Origin of the sequence: Halosimplex amylolyticum (assembly GCF_051414035.1) — an archaeon.
Taxonomy (GTDB): Archaea; Halobacteriota; Halobacteria; order Halobacteriales; family Haloarculaceae; genus Halosimplex; species Halosimplex amylolyticum.
Window position 1 is genome coordinate 403,233 of the sequence record NZ_JBLKNW010000001.1, and the last position, 12,936, is coordinate 416,168.

General features: G+C 69.5%; 17 protein-coding genes. 8 read left to right on the plus strand and 9 right to left on the minus strand.

What is annotated here, in order from left to right:
* Positions 1–241 precede the first annotated feature (241 nt).
* Positions 242–820 (plus strand): DUF7090 family protein, encoded by a 579-nt coding sequence (locus ACMGFE_RS01850; protein ID WP_436923310.1) that lies wholly within the window; start codon positions 242–244, stop codon positions 818–820.
* A gap of 57 nt (positions 821–877) precedes the next feature.
* On the opposite strand, the gene ACMGFE_RS01855 is transcribed toward ACMGFE_RS01850, so the two are convergent.
* Positions 878–2,338: an aryl-sulfate sulfotransferase gene (locus ACMGFE_RS01855; protein WP_436923311.1), complete on the minus strand. Its 1,461-nt coding sequence runs from the start codon at positions 2,336–2,338 to the stop codon at positions 878–880.
* 289 nt (positions 2,339–2,627) lie between these two features.
* On the opposite strand from ACMGFE_RS01855, the gene ACMGFE_RS01860 reads away from it, so the two are divergent.
* Complete coding sequence (locus ACMGFE_RS01860) at positions 2,628–2,786, plus strand: DUF7563 family protein (RefSeq protein ID WP_006883194.1); 159 nt, start codon at positions 2,628–2,630, stop codon at positions 2,784–2,786.
* 168 nt (positions 2,787–2,954) lie between these two features.
* On the opposite strand, the gene glmM is transcribed toward ACMGFE_RS01860, so the two are convergent.
* Positions 2,955–4,265: a phosphoglucosamine mutase gene (gene glmM, locus ACMGFE_RS01865; protein ID WP_436923313.1), complete on the minus strand. Its 1,311-nt coding sequence runs from the start codon at positions 4,263–4,265 to the stop codon at positions 2,955–2,957.
* Between the two features lie 104 nt (positions 4,266–4,369).
* Positions 4,370–4,498 carry a hypothetical protein gene (locus tag ACMGFE_RS01870; protein ID WP_436923315.1) on the minus strand — a complete coding sequence of 43 codons (129 nt, stop codon included), beginning with the start codon at positions 4,496–4,498 and terminating at the stop codon, positions 4,370–4,372.
* Between the two features lie 244 nt (positions 4,499–4,742).
* Here ACMGFE_RS01870 and ACMGFE_RS01875 point away from each other — a divergent pair, with 244 nt between their 5' ends.
* Positions 4,743–4,919, plus strand: coding sequence for a DUF7501 family protein (locus tag ACMGFE_RS01875; RefSeq protein WP_436923316.1), 177 nt, complete (start codon positions 4,743–4,745; stop codon positions 4,917–4,919).
* A 260-nt stretch (positions 4,920–5,179) separates the two neighbouring features.
* On the plus strand, positions 5,180–5,860 hold the full coding sequence (rpiA, locus tag ACMGFE_RS01880; RefSeq protein ID WP_436923318.1) for a ribose-5-phosphate isomerase RpiA: 681 nt from the start codon (positions 5,180–5,182) through the stop codon (positions 5,858–5,860).
* Positions 5,861–5,896: 36 nt separating this feature from the next.
* Here the strand turns inward: rpiA and ACMGFE_RS01885 are convergent, their stop codons facing one another.
* A complete protein-coding gene (locus ACMGFE_RS01885) occupies positions 5,897–6,064 on the minus strand; it encodes a DUF1931 family protein (RefSeq protein ID WP_415378562.1) in 168 nt (55 codons plus the stop codon).
* Positions 6,065–6,351: 287 nt separating this feature from the next.
* Between ACMGFE_RS01885 and larB the strand changes: the two genes are divergently transcribed.
* From larB to ACMGFE_RS01905, 4 genes are all read left to right on the plus strand, one after another.
* Complete coding sequence (larB, locus tag ACMGFE_RS01890) at positions 6,352–7,122, plus strand: nickel pincer cofactor biosynthesis protein LarB (RefSeq protein ID WP_436923320.1); 771 nt, start codon at positions 6,352–6,354, stop codon at positions 7,120–7,122.
* Positions 7,123–7,246: 124 nt separating this feature from the next.
* Positions 7,247–7,396: a DUF7563 family protein gene (locus tag ACMGFE_RS01895; protein ID WP_274325719.1), complete on the plus strand. Its 150-nt coding sequence runs from the start codon at positions 7,247–7,249 to the stop codon at positions 7,394–7,396.
* Positions 7,397–7,411: 15 nt separating this feature from the next.
* Positions 7,412–7,735: a GIY-YIG nuclease family protein gene (locus ACMGFE_RS01900; RefSeq protein ID WP_436923322.1), complete on the plus strand. Its 324-nt coding sequence runs from the start codon at positions 7,412–7,414 to the stop codon at positions 7,733–7,735.
* 92 nt (positions 7,736–7,827) lie between these two features.
* On the plus strand, positions 7,828–9,282 hold the full coding sequence (locus ACMGFE_RS01905) for a phosphohexomutase domain-containing protein (protein ID WP_436923324.1): 1,455 nt from the start codon (positions 7,828–7,830) through the stop codon (positions 9,280–9,282).
* A gap of 54 nt (positions 9,283–9,336) precedes the next feature.
* Here ACMGFE_RS01905 and ACMGFE_RS01910 read toward each other — a convergent pair whose 3' ends face one another.
* The 5 genes from ACMGFE_RS01910 to ACMGFE_RS01930 all read right to left on the minus strand — a co-directional run bounded on the left by ACMGFE_RS01910 (position 9,337) and on the right by ACMGFE_RS01930 (position 12,902).
* Positions 9,337–10,593, minus strand: a complete 1,257-nt coding sequence (locus ACMGFE_RS01910; protein WP_436923325.1) for a mandelate racemase/muconate lactonizing enzyme family protein — start codon at positions 10,591–10,593, stop codon at positions 9,337–9,339.
* 218 nt (positions 10,594–10,811) lie between these two features.
* A complete protein-coding gene (locus tag ACMGFE_RS01915) occupies positions 10,812–11,306 on the minus strand; it encodes a peroxiredoxin family protein (protein ID WP_436923327.1) in 495 nt (164 codons plus the stop codon).
* A gap of 70 nt (positions 11,307–11,376) precedes the next feature.
* Positions 11,377–11,835 (minus strand): GNAT family N-acetyltransferase, encoded by a 459-nt coding sequence (locus ACMGFE_RS01920; RefSeq protein ID WP_436923328.1) that lies wholly within the window; start codon positions 11,833–11,835, stop codon positions 11,377–11,379.
* A gap of 31 nt (positions 11,836–11,866) precedes the next feature.
* The gene (locus ACMGFE_RS01925) at positions 11,867–12,364 is read right to left on the minus strand and encodes a redoxin domain-containing protein (RefSeq protein WP_436923329.1); all 498 of its coding nucleotides are present in this window, start codon (positions 12,362–12,364) and stop codon (positions 11,867–11,869) included.
* A 214-nt stretch (positions 12,365–12,578) separates the two neighbouring features.
* Positions 12,579–12,902, minus strand: a complete 324-nt coding sequence (locus ACMGFE_RS01930; RefSeq protein ID WP_436923331.1) for a hypothetical protein — start codon at positions 12,900–12,902, stop codon at positions 12,579–12,581.
* Positions 12,903–12,936 lie beyond the last annotated feature (34 nt).

Sequence of the window (12,936 nt, forward strand, 5' to 3'; positions counted from 1 at the left end):
CCAAGCAGTGACATCAAGCATCCGCCGAGCGAAGCGAGGCGGTTCACCGTCAGAGCAAAGCTCTGACGAGCCCGCAGTCGTTCGCGGTGCTCACTCTTGCGGACACCGGTCGCGACCACAGGGAGCGACCGGCCTTTTTCACCCATGTTTTTGGCTCGGGGGTCGCCGCAGGCGACCCCCGAGCGAAAAAGATGGGATCCGGTCCCGCAGGCTTAAGGCGATACCAGCCTCTCAACTGGACATGGATTACCGTCTCGCTATCGAGAACGCGCCGGACACGGTTCCCGGCGGGACCGGGATCCTCCTCGTGCACCCGAGCACGGGCGAGACAGACCGGATCGACACGGACTTTCTGAGTACTGATACCGACCACATGCTGGTCATCTCGACGCGGACGACGGCGCGGGAAGTGCGCCAGAAGCTCGAACACTACGAGGTCGACGAGGAACGGGCGACCATCCTCGACGCGCTGTCGGTCGAGCGCGGCTACACCCGCCGGCAGTCCGAGAACGTCAAGTACGTCTCCGCGCCGGACGACCTGGAGGGCATCGTCGACGAGACGCGCGTGTTCCTCGAATCGACGGAGGGCAAACGGCGCGTCAGCCTCGATTCGGTCACCGAGATGATCTACTATTCCGACGCCGAGCGGGCGGGCGAGGCGGTCGACGCCATCCTGGAGTTGCTCGACGAACACGACGCGGTCGGCCTGTTCCACCTGGCGAAGGGCGTCCACGACGAGGCCGAACTCGAAGACTTCCGCTCGCGGTTCGACGGCGTCGTCGACCTCTCAGCGGACGGCTCGGTCACCGCCGACTTCTGAGACCGGCGTCTCTATCCACGGTCGAGACCCAGACAAAAACCGGCAGCGGCAGCGCCGTCAGTCGTCGGAGTCGGTGGAGGCTGTCCCGTCGTTCACGGCGCGGAGGCGGTGGTAGCCGGCGCGGAGGCGGTCGCGGATCCAGCGGCGGTGATAGACGGCTTCGCCGCCGGCCCAGCCGACGGTCAACAGGACGGCGCCGAGTGCGGCGACGAACGCCCAGGGATCCATCCACACCGGGCGGATCCACGGGGCGATGTGCGACCAGCGCTCGGCGAACCAGTCGGCCTGCTCGGAGAGGGGGGTTCCGGCGAACGCGCCGGAGACCCAGTCGGCGAAGGTCGCCCGGTCGGTCGAGCCGGGGGTCAGCGCGGCGCTGCCGTTGAGGCCGTACGATCCCGTCGCTCCCTGGTCGCTGATGGTCGGGCCGCCGGGTTCGTCCCCGAGGTTGACGCGTTCGGCCTCGTAGGTGCCCCACGGGGCGTAGTACTCCCAGACGACCTCGCCCTCGGGCGTGACCTCCATCACGCGGTGGTTGAGCGAGTCGGTGACGAGCGTGTTGCCGTCCGGGAGGCGGTCGGCGTCGCGCGGCCAGTTGAGGTTGCCGTCGACGCCGAGATTCCAGGTCCGCTCCCAGGAGGCCGAGCCGTTCTCGCGCCCGGTCAGTTCGTACTCGACGACGCGGTCGTTCTCGCTGTCGGCGACGAGGACCGTGGGCGTGCCGTCCTCGCTTTCGACGTACTGCGGGTTGTGCTGTTCGTACATGACGCTGTGGTTGCCCGGAGCCCCCAGCGAGAGTTCCACCTCCTTGGTCGACCGGTTGACGACGACGACCTCGTCCATGTTTCGCGGGGAGGCGAGGTAGCGACCCTCGCCGATCTTGTCGACGTCGTTGACGTGGGTCCAGTCGTTGCCGTCGCCGGCGTACTGGCCGCCGTCGTCGCGGTCGTACCGGCGCTCGAACTGGTACTCCCAGACCACCTCGCCGGTGGTGCGGTTGTAGACGAACAGGCGGTCCTCGTTGCGCTCGCTCGTCGCGTTGTAGTTGCGCATGTCCGCGACGAGCAGTTCGTCGCCGTTGATCAGGTCGACGTCGTGGGTGTCGTGGGTGTCGAGGCGCTCGGTCCAGACGCGCTCGCCGCTGGCGGGGTCGTACTTGAAGACGGTCGTGCCGCCGCGGCGGGCGCCGACGACGAGGAGGGTCCCGTCCTCCAGCGGGTCCACGTCGTAGAACCACGTCACGTCGCTCTGGGGTTCGTAGTGCCACTCCAGGTCGCCCTCGGGGCCGACCGCGACGAGGCGGGCGGGCTTTTTCGAACTGTTCTGGCCGCGGCCCTTGAACCCCTGGACTGCGATGACGGTGGTACCGTTCGCGGGCTCGTCGATCGCCCCTTGCTGTAGCTCGATCGGTTCGTGCGTGAGCGCCGAGACGCCGGAGGGCACCAGCAGTGCCGCGACGAGGACGAGCACGCAGAGGCGGGCGACCAGCGGTCGCGTGAGCGCGAGCGAATCCCTGTCCATGAAATCGACCCCGAGGAACGCGCGTTCCGGTTGTCCGAGTGCAACCGTCACTCGGATATAATCGTACCGCTCTCGGTCGGTCGGCGCCCCTCGTCCAGTCGAGCACGCGTCGCTACGAGCGGTCGCGTCCACTCGATCTGGGCCCGCGTCCTGTCGGACCGCACAGTCCGACGGTGACCGGTGGCGGTCGATTCGCCGTCTCACCCGGTCAGACCGGGTATCGACGGGGTGTGCGCGCTACTACCAAATCACCAACCATTAAGGTTCAGTACTCGAAGGGATGTAACGTATGCCGGAATGCCAGAACTGCGGTTCCTTCGTTACGGCAGACTACGCACGGGTTTTTACGCCGAACGGGGTCGAGTCGCCGCGCGTCTGTCCTCAGTGCGAGGACAAGATCCGCGACGGGGCCGACGTTCGCGAGGCGCGCTCGACCCGTCGCGGTTAGGGTCCTGTATCGTCGCGAAATCCTCGGGGGGAGGCGGTCTGGCGGAGTCGGGGGACGCGCCCGGGACGCTGTCAGGACGCTTCTCCTGTTTGCTCACCGCCCAGCGACCGCTCCTGGTGCGGCTCTCTGGGAGGTCTGTTATCGCACGTCCGACGGAGCGACAGCGCTTCACTCGTCGACCGCGGCGACCAGCAGGTCACGCGCCTCGGCGAAGACCTCCTCTGCGCGGCTCTCGTCGCGGGCCTCGGCGGTGATGCGGACGATCGGCTGGGTGCCGCTGGCTCGCAGGAGGAACCAGGCGTCGCCGAGGTCGACGCGGACGCCGTCGAGCGTGGTCACGTCGTCGTACTCCGCGAGGACGCGCTCGCTCACGCGATCCATCACCGCCGCCTTCTCGTCGGTCTCGACCGAGTCGCGCCGGATGGGGTAGGTCTCCACGTCCGCGAGGCGGTCGGCGAGCGGGCGCTCGGCCGCCAGGGCAGCGAGCTTGCAGGCCGCGAGCGGCCCGTCGGGACAGAGCGTCTCCGACGGCCAGATCCAGGCGCCGCTGGGTTCGCCGCCGAAGGCGACGCCGGCTTCGCTGGCCCGCTCGGCGACGTACACGTCGCCCACCCTGGTGCGTTCGACGGTCACGCCGTCGTCCGCGAGGTGGTCGTCGACGGCGAGGCTGGTATCGACCGGGGCCGCGACGCTCTCGCCCTCGCTCGCGGCCTCGCGGGCGAGGATGGCGAGCGTCACGTCGCCGGAGAGGTAGGTTCCGTCGCCGGCGACCGCACGCATCCGGTCGGCGTCGCCGTCGTGGGCGATCCCGAGGTCCGCGTCGCTCGCGGCGACCAGCGACGCGAGCGACTCGCAGTTCGCTTCCGTCGGCTCGCTGGGGCGACCCGGGAACGACCCGTCGGGCTGGGCGTTGAGCGTCTCGACCCCGCAGCCGAGGCGCTGGAGGGCGTCGACGGTGACGCCGCCGGCTCCGTTGCCCAGGTCGACGACGACCGAGAGCGGTTCGGGAACGTCGACCGCGTCGACAAGCGCGTCGACGTGGCGGTCGTCGCCGTCGCGACGCTCGCGGTCGCCGAGCCCGTCCCACGCCTGGAGGTCGGTCGTTCCCGCTCGGACACGCTCCTCGATCTCGTCGCGGAGCGGCCCGTCGTACGCCTGGCCGGAGGGCTGCCAGAGCTTGATGCCGTTGTCGGGCGCGGGGTTGTGCGACGCGGTGACGACGACGCCGGCGTCGGCCCCCTCCGGGGAGACGCTCCGGGCCACCGTCGGCGTGGCCGCGAACCCGAGGTCGACCACGTCGGTCCCCGATTCCCGGAGCCCCGCCGCCAGGGCGTCGACGAGCAGGCGTCCGCTCTCGCGGGCGTCCCGGCCGAGGACGACGCGGTCGGCGTCGACGCCGACCGCTCGCCCCACCGAGAGCGCGAGCGCGGCGGTCACGTCTTCGCCGACGGGTCCCCGGATACCGCTGGTTCCGAACATACCTGACCCTCGAAGGACTGGACCAAAAAACTCGGCCGTCCGCGTCGGGCACGGTCGCCCGACTGCGGACGGACACCGGACCGGAACGCCGCCTCCGCTCCGGCTCAGTCGGCGCCGTGTCGCGGGACGTACCCGCAGTCGCCGCACTGCCAGGACTGGTGTTCGAAGTCTATCTCGCCGTCGCAGTCGGGGCACGTGTAGTCCCCGACGGTCGCGTACTGCTGGGTTGCCATTGTTGACCTACACTTCTTCGGCCCGTTTAAGCCTTCCTATTATTAGGACTTGAGAATATAAGGTCGTACGTTCGACGTCATGAGTCGCTCATTCGCACTGTTGTGAGGGATTCGCACGGATGATCAACTCGGGTTCGAGTAAACTTCCTTCGGCACGTTATGTAATAGGGTGTATAATCAACACTGTGTGTGCCTTAGGTATTTACCGGGAACCTTTACGTAATTCGACGGCGGCGTTTCCGATATGGCAACGACAGAGTCCTGGAACGATCCGGAGCGGTGTCCGTTCTGCGGCGCGAAACTCGCCTCGCCCGGTGCCGGGTTCGTCGATCACACGGCGGAGAGCCCGGACTGCGAAGCGAAGTTCGAGACGTGGCGCGACCGCATCACGGACGACGTCCGCGGCGGCTGGACCGGCTGACCCGCCGAAGTAGGGGCCGCCTACCCGATCCGCATCGGAGAGCGGACCACGATCGGGGAACGGGTCGTGCGCGGCGATTTCCGATCCGCGGTCCGTTCGGTCGCCGTTCAGCCCGTCCCTCTCGGTTCGCGCCACTTCGCGCCTGTCGGTTCGGCCCCTACAGCGTGTCCCGGCCCAGCGCGCCGTTGACCGGCCGACGCGGTGTCGCGCCGGCGGGCGTTGCCAGTAGCGTTTTCCCGGGGGGCGGTCTTGACTCGGGCATGAACCAGAGCGAGCGCGAGGAAGCCAAGCGCCGCGCGGGCGAGAGCGCGGCAGCGGAAGTACGGGACGGCACGGTCGTCGGACTGGGCAGCGGGAGCACGGCGGCGCACGCCATCCGCGCCCTCGGTCGGGAAGTCGACGGGGGGCTGGACGTCGAGGGCGTCCCGACCTCCTTCCAGGCCCGCGAGATCGCCATCGACGTCGGGATCCCGTTGACGACGCTGGACGAGGCCGACGTCGACGTGGCCATCGACGGCGCCGACCAGTTCGCCGGCGCCGATCTCGTCAAAGGTGGGGGCGGTTCACACGCACGCGAGAAGATCGTCGACACCGCGGCCGATCGATTTCTGGTGGTGGCCGACCCCACCAAGGAGGTCGACGTTCTGGACTATCCGGTTCCGGTCGAGGTGTTACCCGACGCCCGGACGACCGTCGCCGACGCCGTCCGACGTCTCGGAGGCCAGCCTGAACTCCGGCGGGCCGACCGCAAGAGCGGCCCCGTGGTCTCCGACAACGGGAACCTGATCCTCGACTGTGACTTCGGCGCGATGCCCGACCCGGCGGGACTGGCGGCGGATCTATCGGCACTGCCGGGCGTCGTGGAGCACGGACTGTTCGTGGACTACGCCGACGAGGTACACGTGGGGACGGAGACTGACGTCACCGTGTTCGAACCGTGACGACGTCCCCCCCAAAAAATCTACAGTGAGTCGACCTTACAGGTCGCGCGGCTGGACCGTCTTGCGGTCGTTCGCTTCGGCACGTCGCTGCGCTCGCTCGAGGAGCTCTTCGACTTCCTCGTCGAGGGCATCGTAAAAGTCGCGGGAGACGTTCATCTCTTCGAGCGCTTCCTTGACCGAGTTCTTGACAATGAGGTCTGCCATACAAGGTGTCTGAACAAATGGATGGTTTATAAACTTTCCCAATTATACGCAGTCTCGCCGGCTTTGTCGGGGGTCTGAGCGTCGCTCCCGGCATGTCGGACCGCGGGAACGACGCGTGTTTAAGTATCTTGTGGGATGTCGAGGGGTGGATCGGCCCGGATCGGGGCGCAACGGCCCCGTGGGACCGCTCGCGCGCGCTCACCGCGGAGTGAGCGGCCGGGCGCGCGCCCACGGTCGAGACCGGGCCGGAGGGGGACGGTCAAGTGGGTCGAACACAGAGGGGGGATATGCGCGAACTACTCGAAGCGGTCGCGGCGGGCGAGCTGTCGCCCGCCGCAGCCGAGGCGGAGCTCGCGGGGTACGCCACGGGCGAGGCGGGGCGGTTCGACGCGGCCCGCACCAACCGGAGCGGCGTCCCCGAAGCGGTGCTGGCGACGGGCAAAACGCCGGCGGAGGTCGCGGCGCTGGCCTCGACGTCGGTCGAGACGACCGGGCGGGCCATCGTGACGCGGGCGGACGAGACCGTCGCCGAGGCGGTCCGCGACGTGCTCGACGCTGACCACCCGGCGACCGCCGTGGACGTCGACGATCGGTCGGGCGTCGTCGTGGCGACGACGCCCGACTTTGACCGACCGGACCTCGACGCGGCGGTCGGCGTGGTGACCGCGGGGACCTCGGACGCCGTTCCCGCCGGCGAAGCGGCCGCCGTCGCACGGGAGATGGGCGCGACCGTCGAGCGCGTCGACGACGTGGGCGTCGCGTCGCTCGCGCGCGTGGTGGATTCACTCGAAACCCTCCGCGACCAGGACGTGCTCGTCGTCGCCGCGGGCCGCGAGGGGGCGCTCCCGACCGTCCTCGCCGGCCTCGTGGACGTCCCGATAATCGGACTCCCGGTCTCGACGGGGTACGGCCACGCCGGCGAGGGCGAGGCGGCCCTGTCGGGGATGCTCCAGTCCTGCACCGCGCTCTCGGTCGTCAACGTCGACGCCGGCTTCACCGCCGGCGCGCAGGCCGGCCTGATCGCCCGCCGGATCGACGAGGCGAGGGCCGACCGGTGACCGCAGAGCGCCCGCGCTGGGGGCCAGCGGCCGGTTACACCGACGACACCAAACCACGTTGGTACACCCGTTATATCCGGGGCACGCCAACGACCTGGTACCGGTTGACAGCCGGCAGAAACCAATGCCAACCTGTAACCACTGCGGCGCGCACGTCTCCGACCAGTTCGCACGCGTCTTCGCCGACGAGGGCGGGGCGGTCCACGCTTGCCCCAGTTGCTCGGCGAACGCGGGCATCGCCGAGGTCGCGAGAGAGCGCGCACTCGAAGCGTAGTCCCCGCACAGCCCCATGACCGACCTGCGGACCCCGGACTCCGAGCACTTCGTGTACGTCCTTCGGTGCTGTGACGACACGTTTTACACCGGCTACACCACCGACGTCGAGCGCCGCGTCCGCGAACACGACGCCGGCGAGGGCGCCAAGTACACCCGCGGACGGACGCCCGTCCGACTCGTTCACGTCGAGGAGTTCGACTCGCAGTCGGCCGCGATGTCCCGCGAGTACGCGATCAAACAGCGCTCGCGCGCCGCCAAGGAACGGCTCTTCGACGAAGGGGGCGTGCCAGCGACGCTCGATTTGCCCGCGTCGATTCTGGCCGACGACGCGCGCTGACCGCCGGAGCGTGCCCGGTCGCCGTCCGATTCCCCGTCGTGATAGCACGCCACGCACACACCTTTTTCCGGTCGGCACCGGTGCCTTCTGGCATGACCGCAGACGCCGACGCCATCGACTTCGGCACCGACGGCTGGCGGGCGACGCTCGACACCTTCACCGCGCCGCGCGTCCGCATGGTCGGCCAGGCAGTCGCGACGTACCTGCACGAGGAGGCCGGAGGCGACGCGGACGAAGCGACCGGGACCGACGCGGACGGAGGGCCCGGGACCGTTGCGGTCGGCTACGACGCCCGCGAGAGTTCGCGTGGGTTCGCCGAGGAACTCTCCCGCGTCCTCGCCGCCAACGGCTTCGACGTGCTCGTTCCCGGCCGTGACCTCCCGACGCCGGTCGTCGCGTGGACCGTCCGGGAGCGCGACCTCGCCGGCGGCCTCATGGTGACCGCCTCGCACAACCCGCCGGAGTACAACGGCGTGAAGTTCATCCCGGACGGCGGCGCGCCCGCGCTCCCCGAGGTGACGGACGCGCTCGCCGAGCGCCTCGCCGAACCCGACCCACTCGCCGAAGCCGAGTGGGGCACCATCGAGGAGACCGATCTCGTGGCGCCCTACACCGAACACGTCCTCGACGCAGTCGACGCCGACCTCTCGGACTTTTCGGTCGTCTACGACGCGATGCACGGGAGCGGCCGCGGCGTCACCGACGCGCTCCTCGAACGCGCGGGCGCCGACGTCGAGCGACTGCGCTGCGATCGCGACCCCGAGTTCGGGGGGGAGTCCCCCGAGCCCGCCGCCGAACGCCTCGAAACGCTCGCCGACCGCGTCGCCGACGGCGGCGCGGACCTGGGCGTCGCCAACGACGGCGACGCCGACCGCATCACCGTCGTCACGCCCGACCGCGGCGCGCTCGATCCCAATCTCTTCTTCGCCGCGACCTACGAGGCCCTCCTCGGCGACGAGGACCTGTGGTCGACCGACCAGACGACGAGCGGCGACGTGGTGCGGACCGTCTCGACGAGCAGCATCGTCGACCGCGTCGCCGAGGACCACGACCAGGCCGTCCACGAGACCGCGGTCGGCTTCAAGTGGGTCGCCGAGGCCATGGGTGACCACAACACCGTCGTGGGCGGCGAGGAGAGCGGCGGATTCGGGCTCACGGCGCACGTCAGGAACAAGGACGGCGTCGCGTTCGCGCTCCTCGCGGCGGCCATCGCGAACGCCGAGGGGTACGACGAGCGCGTCGACGGTCTCCTCGAGCGCCACGGGGGGATCGTCCAGGACCGCGTCAGCGTCGACTGCCCCGAGGACCGCAAAGAGCCCGTCCTCGCCGACCTCGAAGACGCCCTCCCCGACGAACTCGCCGGGGTCGCCGTCGACGACGTCTCCACCGTTGACGGGTTCAAGGTGTTCCTCGCCGACGGCACCTGGCTCCTGCTGCGCCCCAGCGGTACCGAGCCGAAACTGCGCGTCTACGCCGAAGCCGGCTCCCAGGAGCGGGTCGACGAACTGCTGGCAGCCGGCCGCGACCTGGTCGAGCCGCTCGTGTGAGTCGGGCCGCTCGGGTCGGGAATTTTCGACGTCTTGGCCTCGTTAGAAGGCCGTTTAGAGGTCGACCGGGTCCTGGCCGGGCGCGAGGCGGTCGTTGAGTTCGTCGAGGTCGAGTTCCAGGCCCAGACCAGGGCCCTCGGGGACCTGGATACGACCGTCCTCGATGAGCGGGTCGCCGACGTAGAGGTCGTCCCACCAGTCGACGTCGCGCGCGTGCCACTCGAGGACGAACGCGTTCGGCACGGTCGCGCAGGCGTGCACACTCGCGACTGTGCCGACGGGGCTGGCGACGTTGTGTGGCGCCATCGGAACGTCGAAGGCGTCGGCGAGCGCGGCGATACGACGGAACTCCGAGAGCCCACCACACTTCTGGATGTCGGGCGCGGCGACGTCGAGGGCTCCTTCGGCGAGGAAGGGCACGAAGCCTTCGACGCGCGTGATGTTCTCACCGGCGAGGATTGGCGTCGACGTGGCCTGGGTGACGCGCCGGTGGGAGTCTGCGTTCTCCGGCGGGACGGGGTCTTCGAGCCACGCGACGTCGAACGGTTCGAGTTCGCGCGCGACGCGAAGCGCGGTCTCCACGGTGAAGTTCCAGTGGAGGTCGAACGCGAGCAGCGGGTCGGTCCCGATGCGTTCGCGGACCGCCTCGACGACGTCGACTTTGTGCTGGACGGCGGCGTTCGAGAGCCGGCGGGTCGCGGTGTCCGCGTCGCCAGCGGCGACGTCGAGGTCGAACTTGAGCGCATCGAAGCCGTCGTCCACGACCGCCTCGGCTGCGTCCGCATACGCTTCGGGTTCGTACGCCTCGAACGACTTCTCGGACCCCTCGTCGAGGTGGGCGCCGGCGTGACTGTCACAGTAGATGCGGATCTCGTCGCGGTATTTCCCGCCGAGGAGCTGATAGACGGGGAGGTCGACGAGCTTTCCGACGGCGTCCCAGAGCGCGGTCTCGATGCCAGAGACTGCCGCCTGCGAGAATCCGGTACCGCCGGCGAGCCCGGAGAGAAGCTGCGTCATGTGTTCGGTGAGGCGCTCGACGTCGTAGGGATTCTCGCCGACGAGGCCGGGTTCGAGGTACTCGACGTGCTCGCGGACAGGGCCGGTGAACGCTTCCCCGACGCCAGTGACGCCAGCGTCCGTCTCCACCGTCACGATGTTCCACGGGAAGTTTCCGCTCACGACGTGACAGGTGACGCCGGTGATCGCGACGTCGCGACTCGGGTCACGCGACATCCCTTGGTCGCCGAGATCACGCCACTCGATCCCGCCTTTCATCTCCGCAACGAGGTGATCGTATTTCGAGTTAGACATCGTTCGGTACGTCGATCCCTCGTACTGGCTATATAGATTTAGTCACGGAGCGGGGACACGTCTCCGTCGAATTGTGACGACACGAGCGACGGATTCGGAGCGAAGATCGAACTCACCGGGACGCATCGGAGGTCGATGCGGTCCCTGTTGGCCAGTGGATCACGTTTCCGACCTCTCTGTAAAACCGTTCTCCTGCCGGTGTTTTCACGCGTTCCCGGTCAGCCGACGAGCGCGTCGAGTTTCGCACACACTTCGTCGACGTCGGGCCGATCCCGCGGCGAGTCGCCCCTGTTCGCCCAGGCGAACCGCGGTTCCTCGCTGCGCGCGTCGAGGACGAACGTCGCGGGGAGCCGTCCGAGGAAGTCGTTCGCGGCCCCGAGGCCACCGAGCTGCGTGGGCTGGTCGTACGCGTCGGCCACTGTGCGGTCGGGGTCGGCCAGCAGCGGGAACGGCGGGTCGTACCTGTCGACCCACCGGCTGGCGCGCTCGGCGGGTTCGGGGAGGACCGCGGCGACGTCGGCGTTCCGGGCCCGGAAGTCCTCGTAGCGGTCGGTCAGGGTGTGCACCTGCTTGCGACACCAGTCGCAGTGGAAGTCCCGGAGGAAGACGAGCACGACGAACTCGGCGTCGTCGAGCGCCGCCAGCGAGCACGGGTCCGGCCCTGGCCCGACGTTCGCGAGCAGGAACTCCGGCGCAGCGAGCGGGTGGTTCATCGACAGTCGGTTTCCGCCCGAGGGTCATGAACGCTCGCCTCTCGGTCCGCCGCGCCCCGGGCGCCTGCTGTCAGTCGCCGGAACAGTCCAGCTCGGCGCGGAACCGCTCGCTCGCGTCGACGGGCGTCACTGCGAACCCCAACCCCTCGTAGAACGGTCGCACGCCCGCGTCGAACTCGGCGACGAGTCGGTCGCGGCGAGCGGCGGCGGCCGCGACCAGCGCCGTCCCGATCCCCTGACCGCGGCGTCGTCGACGAACGGCCACGGCCGCGATCTCGTCGCCGTCGAGGACCAGCGCGCCGAGGACGACGCGCTCGTCCGCGGAATCGACGCCACTGGCGTCAACGCCTTCGGCGTCGTTACCCTCGGCGTTACCGCCCCCTTCGCGCACCGCGACGAACGCGTCGCCCCGGTCGATGCTCGCGCGCACCCGCTCTGCGTCCGTTTCGAGAGCGCCGGCGTCGAGAGCGCCGAGCACGCTCGCCAGGTCGTCGGGCGCCGCCGGTCGGACGGTCACGTCGCGGGTCATCTGTCGGTGTCGCGAACCATCGGTCGTTCGCTCACTCCCGGAGGTCGTCGAGGGCGTCGAGGACGGTCGCCATCGAGGGGTGGTCCCACGTGGACCGGCCGCGGTAGGTCCACGCGACTTCGGGGTCGGGCCCGCGCGCGTCGACGATGGCGACCGCCGGCAGGCGGCCGAATATCGGGATCCACTCGCCGAGGAAGGTCAGCCGCTCGGGCTGGCCGTAGTCGTCGCCGGCGCTGGCGCCCGGGTCGACCAGGAGGGGGTGGGGCAACTCGAACCGGTCCTGCCACGCCTCGGCGCGGTCACGCGGTTCGGGGAGCACGGAGACGGCCACGGTGTCGCGAGCGCGCAGCGCAGAGTACCGCTCGCCGGCGCGTTTCGCCTGGGACCGACACTCCGCGCAGTCGTGGTCGTCCTGGAAGAGGAGGACGACGAACGACTCCTCGTCGGCCAGCGCCGTCAGCGAGCACGGGTCCGGTCCGGGTCCGACGTTGGGGAGTTCGAACTCCGGCGCCGGCTGTGAACCACTCATCGACCCCCGATAGACGCCCCCTCGTCAAAATCCCTGCGTCCAGTCCCGCCCCCGTCGCCCGCGAGCCGGGCCGTCGCTGTCCTCGGTCACGTGCGGCGCCGGTTCCGGTCGCGCCGGGGCGCTCGTCACGCTCGCACCGCCCACCGTTCACGACCGGTGACCCGCGAGCCCCAGCCGCGCTGACGCCCGGTAGTCCGGAGTCCCTTCACGGGCTTCAGCCGTCGCCGCCGGACTCCGAGTCCGAGGTCGAGCCCTGGCCCTTCCGTAGCTGTCTCACCAGGTTCAGGTGCATGAGGTGGAGGTGCATCCCGATACCGAACAACAGCAGTCCCATCCCGACGAAGATCACGGGCAGGAGGATCGCGTCGACTGCGCTCGCGGCCGAGTCGAGATTCGCCGGCAACACGACGGTGACGGCGAGGACGAACGCGGCGACGATCACACCGAGGCCCGCCTTGACGAACCGGGAGTAGCGGCCTACCCGCTCCAGTCGTGCTTCGATCCCCGTCGTGCTCGTGGCGGTGTCTTCTGGCGTCATCTATCCTGCCACCTGTCGCGGTGGCCGCGCGGTC

Bases quoted from the DNA above. Each gene is read 5' to 3' on its own strand.
- ACMGFE_RS01860 (WP_006883194.1), top strand. From the start codon at position 2,628: ATGCCGGAATGCCAGAACTGCGGTTCCTTCGTTACGGCAGACTACGCA.
- larB (WP_436923320.1), top strand. From the start codon at position 6,352: ATGCGCGAACTACTCGAAGCGGTCGCGGCGGGCGAGCTGTCGCCCGCC.
- ACMGFE_RS01915 (WP_436923327.1), bottom strand. From the start codon at position 11,306: ATGAACCACCCGCTCGCTGCGCCGGAGTTCCTGCTCGCGAACGTCGGG.
- ACMGFE_RS01885 (WP_415378562.1), bottom strand. From the start codon at position 6,064: ATGGCAGACCTCATTGTCAAGAACTCGGTCAAGGAAGCGCTCGAAGAG.
- rpiA (WP_436923318.1), top strand. From the start codon at position 5,180: ATGAACCAGAGCGAGCGCGAGGAAGCCAAGCGCCGCGCGGGCGAGAGC.
- ACMGFE_RS01875 (WP_436923316.1), top strand. From the start codon at position 4,743: ATGGCAACGACAGAGTCCTGGAACGATCCGGAGCGGTGTCCGTTCTGC.
- ACMGFE_RS01900 (WP_436923322.1), top strand. From the start codon at position 7,412: ATGACCGACCTGCGGACCCCGGACTCCGAGCACTTCGTGTACGTCCTT.
- ACMGFE_RS01920 (WP_436923328.1), bottom strand. From the start codon at position 11,835: ATGACCCGCGACGTGACCGTCCGACCGGCGGCGCCCGACGACCTGGCG.
- ACMGFE_RS01910 (WP_436923325.1), bottom strand. From the start codon at position 10,593: ATGTCTAACTCGAAATACGATCACCTCGTTGCGGAGATGAAAGGCGGG.
- ACMGFE_RS01870 (WP_436923315.1), bottom strand. From the start codon at position 4,498: ATGGCAACCCAGCAGTACGCGACCGTCGGGGACTACACGTGCCCCGAC.
- ACMGFE_RS01930 (WP_436923331.1), bottom strand. From the start codon at position 12,902: ATGACGCCAGAAGACACCGCCACGAGCACGACGGGGATCGAAGCACGA.
- ACMGFE_RS01855 (WP_436923311.1), bottom strand. From the start codon at position 2,338: ATGGACAGGGATTCGCTCGCGCTCACGCGACCGCTGGTCGCCCGCCTC.
- ACMGFE_RS01850 (WP_436923310.1), top strand. From the start codon at position 242: ATGGATTACCGTCTCGCTATCGAGAACGCGCCGGACACGGTTCCCGGC.
- ACMGFE_RS01925 (WP_436923329.1), bottom strand. From the start codon at position 12,364: ATGAGTGGTTCACAGCCGGCGCCGGAGTTCGAACTCCCCAACGTCGGA.
- ACMGFE_RS01905 (WP_436923324.1), top strand. From the start codon at position 7,828: ATGACCGCAGACGCCGACGCCATCGACTTCGGCACCGACGGCTGGCGG.
- ACMGFE_RS01895 (WP_274325719.1), top strand. From the start codon at position 7,247: ATGCCAACCTGTAACCACTGCGGCGCGCACGTCTCCGACCAGTTCGCA.
- glmM (WP_436923313.1), bottom strand. From the start codon at position 4,265: ATGTTCGGAACCAGCGGTATCCGGGGACCCGTCGGCGAAGACGTGACC.